Annotated in this window: 3 protein-coding genes; all 3 read left to right on the top strand. The window is 71.7% G+C overall.

Annotation, left to right across the window (positions count from 1 at the left end; translation table 11 throughout):
- Nucleotides 1–102: 102 nt before the first annotated feature.
- From murC to HMPREF0731_RS10230, 3 genes are read left to right on the top strand one after another with little or no spacing between them, the layout of a single operon-like run.
- Nucleotides 103–1539 carry a UDP-N-acetylmuramate--L-alanine ligase gene (murC, locus tag HMPREF0731_RS10240; protein WP_007004034.1) on the top strand — a complete coding sequence of 479 codons (1437 nt, stop codon included), beginning with the start codon at nt 103–105 and terminating at the stop codon, nt 1537–1539.
- A gap of 8 nt (nt 1540–1547) precedes the next feature.
- The gene (gene murB, locus HMPREF0731_RS10235; RefSeq protein ID WP_051014729.1) at nt 1548–2462 is read left to right on the top strand and encodes a UDP-N-acetylmuramate dehydrogenase; all 915 of its coding nucleotides are present in this window, start codon (nt 1548–1550) and stop codon (nt 2460–2462) included.
- Nucleotides 2459–3370 carry a D-alanine--D-alanine ligase gene (locus tag HMPREF0731_RS10230; protein WP_007004032.1) on the top strand — a complete coding sequence of 304 codons (912 nt, stop codon included), beginning with the start codon at nt 2459–2461 and terminating at the stop codon, nt 3368–3370. The genes murB and HMPREF0731_RS10230 overlap by 4 nt, the downstream gene beginning before the upstream one ends.
- Nucleotides 3371–3463 lie beyond the last annotated feature (93 nt).

The following is a 3463-nucleotide window of genomic DNA, read 5'->3' as shown; positions in this document are numbered from 1 at the left end:
CGCCGCGGCCGCGGCCCGCCTCGCCGCGCCGGACGCCGCCGCGCGGCTGGCCGACCTCGTTCTCTCCCGCGCCGAAGCGCGCCGTCCTCAGGAAGTCTCGTGATGCGCGCCCTGCCGCTGAATATCGGTCCCATCCACTTCGTCGGCATTGGCGGCATCGGCATGTCGGGCATCGCCGAGGTGCTGCACAATCTCGGCTACCAGGTGCAGGGCAGCGACATCGCCGAGGGCTACAATGTCGAGCGGCTGCGCGCCGCCGGCATCCCGGTGACGGTCGGGCACGATGCCGGCAATCTGGGCGCGGCGCAGGTCGTCGTCACCTCGACCGCCGTGAAGCGCGACAACCCGGAGGTCGTCGCCGCGCGCCAGCGGCTGATCCCCGTGGTGCGCCGGGCCGAGATGCTGGCCGAGTTGATGCGGCTGAAATGGGGCATCGCCATCGGCGGCACGCATGGCAAGACCACCACGACCTCGCTGGTGGCCACCGTGCTGGAGGCCGCCAAGCTCGACCCCACCGTGATCAATGGCGGCATCATCAACGCCTATGGCACCAACACCCGCCTGGGCGAGGGCGACTGGATGGTGGTCGAGGCGGATGAGAGCGACGGTTCCTTTCTCCGTCTGCCCGCCGTGGCGGCGGTCGTCACCAACATGGATGCCGAGCACCTCGACCATTGGGGGACCGAGGAGGCGATGAAGCAGGGCTACGCCCAGTTCGTCGGCAATATTCCGTTCTATGGCTTCGCGGTGCTCTGCGCCGACCATCCCAACGTCCAGGCGATGATCCCGCATCTCGACCGGCGGCTGATCACCTATGGCTTCTCGCCCCAGGCCGATGTGCGAGCGGAGCGGCTGATCACCGACCGCATGGGCGCCACCTTCGAGGTGACGGTGCAGGACCGCCTCACGGGGCGCAGCCGCAGCCTGAAGCCGATGCGCCTGCCGATGCTCGGCCAGCACAATGTGCAGAACGCGCTGGCCGCCATCGCCGTCGGCATCGAGATGGACATCGACGAGGGCACGATCCGCTCCGCCCTGCTCGGCTTCAAGGGCGTCAAGCGCCGCTTCACCCGGGTGGGCGAGGTGAATGGCGTGCAGATCATCGATGATTACGGCCACCATCCCGTCGAGATCGCCGCCGTGCTGAAGGCGGCCCGCCAGGCCGGGGCGCGCGACGTCATCGCCGTGGTGCAGCCGCACCGCTATTCGCGCCTCAAGCAGCTCTTCGAGGAATTCTGCCAGTGCATGAATGACGCCGGCACGGTGATCGTGGCCGATGTCTATGCCGCCGGCGAGCAGCCCATCCCCGGCGCCGACCGCGACGCGCTGATCGACGGGCTGCGCGCGCATGGCCATCGCAGCGTGGTGCCGCTGCCGGGGCCGGACAGCCTGCCGGAGATGATCAACGCCATCGCCAAGCCGGGCGACTATGTGGTCTGCCTCGGCGCCGGCAACATCACCGCCTGGGCGCATGCGCTGCCGGAGAAGCTCTCCGCCCTGCAGCCGCGCGGGCCGCGCATCGCCGGGGGCCGGGGATGAGCCGCGCCATGCCGCTGCAGGATTCCGCCGCCCTGCCCGCCGGCCTGCCGCCGCTGCGCGGCCGGGTGCAGCAGGGCGCGGCCCTGGCGCCGCTGACCTGGTTCCGCACCGGCGGCCCGGCCGAATGGCTGGTGCGCCCGGCCGATGTGGATGACCTTCTTCTCCTGCTGCGCGACCGCCCGCGCACGCTGCCGCTGACCGTGATCGGCGCCGCCTCCAACCTGCTGGTGCGCGATGGCGGGGTGCGCGGCATCGTCGTCAAGCTGGCGCGCGGCTTCTCCGACATCGTGGTGGAGCCCGATGGCATCGTCGCCGGCGCCGCCGCGCTGGATGCGACGGTGGCCGAGCACGCCGCCGCCGCCGGCCTCGGCGGGCTGGAATTCCTCTGCGGCATCCCGGGCGCCATCGGCGGCGCCGTCGCCATGAATGCCGGCGCCTATGGGGCCGAGGTGAAGGATGTGCTCGACTGGGCGGAGGTCGCGACACCCGACGGCCTGCTGCGGCTGACCGCGGAAGAACTCGGCTTCACCTATCGGCATTCCGCCCTGCCGCCGGACGGCATCGTGGTCCGCGCCCGCTTCCGCGCCGCCCCCGGCGACGGGGCGGCGATCGCCGCGAAGATGAACGCCATCCGCGCCGCGCGCGAGGAGAGCCAGCCCGTGCGCGCCCGCACCGGCGGCTCCACCTTCAAGAATCCGGACGGCCACAAGGCCTGGGCGCTGATCGACGCCGCCGGCTGCCGCGGGCTGCGCCAGGGTGATGCGCAGGTCTCGGAGAAACATTGCAACTTTCTGCTCAACCTCGGCGTTGCGACGGCTTCCGAACTGGAAAGCTTGGGCGAGGCCGTTCGCGCCAGGGTCGCGGCGCGGAGCGGGGTGATGCTGGAATGGGAAATCAGGCGCATCGGGGAGCACGCCGCATGATCCATGTCGCGGTCCTCTTCGGTGGCATCTCGACCGAGCGGGAAGTCTCCCTCTCCACCGGCGGCCAGGTCGTCACGGCGCTGCGCCAGGCCGGCTTCCAGGTGACGCCGGTCGAGGTCACCTCGGACCTGGCGGCGCTGGTGGCGGCGCTGCAGGCGGCGAAGCCGGATGCGGTGTTCAACGCGCTGCACGGCCGCTTCGGCGAGGATGGCTGCGTGCAGGGCGTGCTCGACTGGCTCGGCATTCCCTACACGCATTCGGGCGTGCGCGCCTCCTCGGTCGCCATGGACAAGGCGGCGGCCAAGGCGGTGTTCGCCGCCCACGGCCTGCCGCTGGCCGAGCACCGCGTGGTGACGCCGGCCGAGCTGGAAGCGGCCGACCCGCTGGAGCGCCCCTATGTGGTGAAGCCGGTGAGCGAGGGCTCCTCGGTCGGCGTCGAGATCCTGAAGGAAGGCGACAATCGCCGCGCCGAGATCGCCCGCAACTGGCGCTTCGGCCCGCAGATCATGGCCGAGGAATACATCGCCGGGCGCGAGCTGACCGTCGCCGTGATGGGCGACCGCCCGCTGGCGGTGACCGAGATCGGCACCGGCCATGTCTTCTACGATTACGACGCCAAATACGCCGCCGGCGGCAGCCGGCACACCATCCCGGCCGAGATCCCGGGCGATGTGGCCGAGGCCGCCAAGGCCGCCGCGCTGCGCGCGCACCAGGCGCTGGGCTGCCGCGGCGTCAGCCGCTCCGATTTCCGCTATGACGACGCCACCGGCAAGCTGGCGCTGCTCGAGGTCAACACCCAGCCCGGGCTGACGCCGACCAGCCTGGTGCCGGAGCAGGCGGCGCATTGCGGCATCAGCTTCGCCGAGCTCTGCGCCTGGATGGTGCGCGAGGCCCGCCATGGCCCGTAGCGCCCGGCCGGACCGCACCCGGCTTTCCTCCGACGGCGCCCGCCCGCGCAACGCCGCGCCGCAGCGGCCGAGCGGGCTGCGCCTGTGGCTGCG

This window comes from Pseudoroseomonas cervicalis ATCC 49957, assembly GCF_000164635.1.
GTDB lineage: Bacteria > Pseudomonadota > Alphaproteobacteria > Acetobacterales > Acetobacteraceae > Pseudoroseomonas > Pseudoroseomonas cervicalis.
The sequence above is the reverse complement of the archived record's forward strand: the minus strand, read 5'-3'. Positions and strand labels throughout refer to the sequence as shown.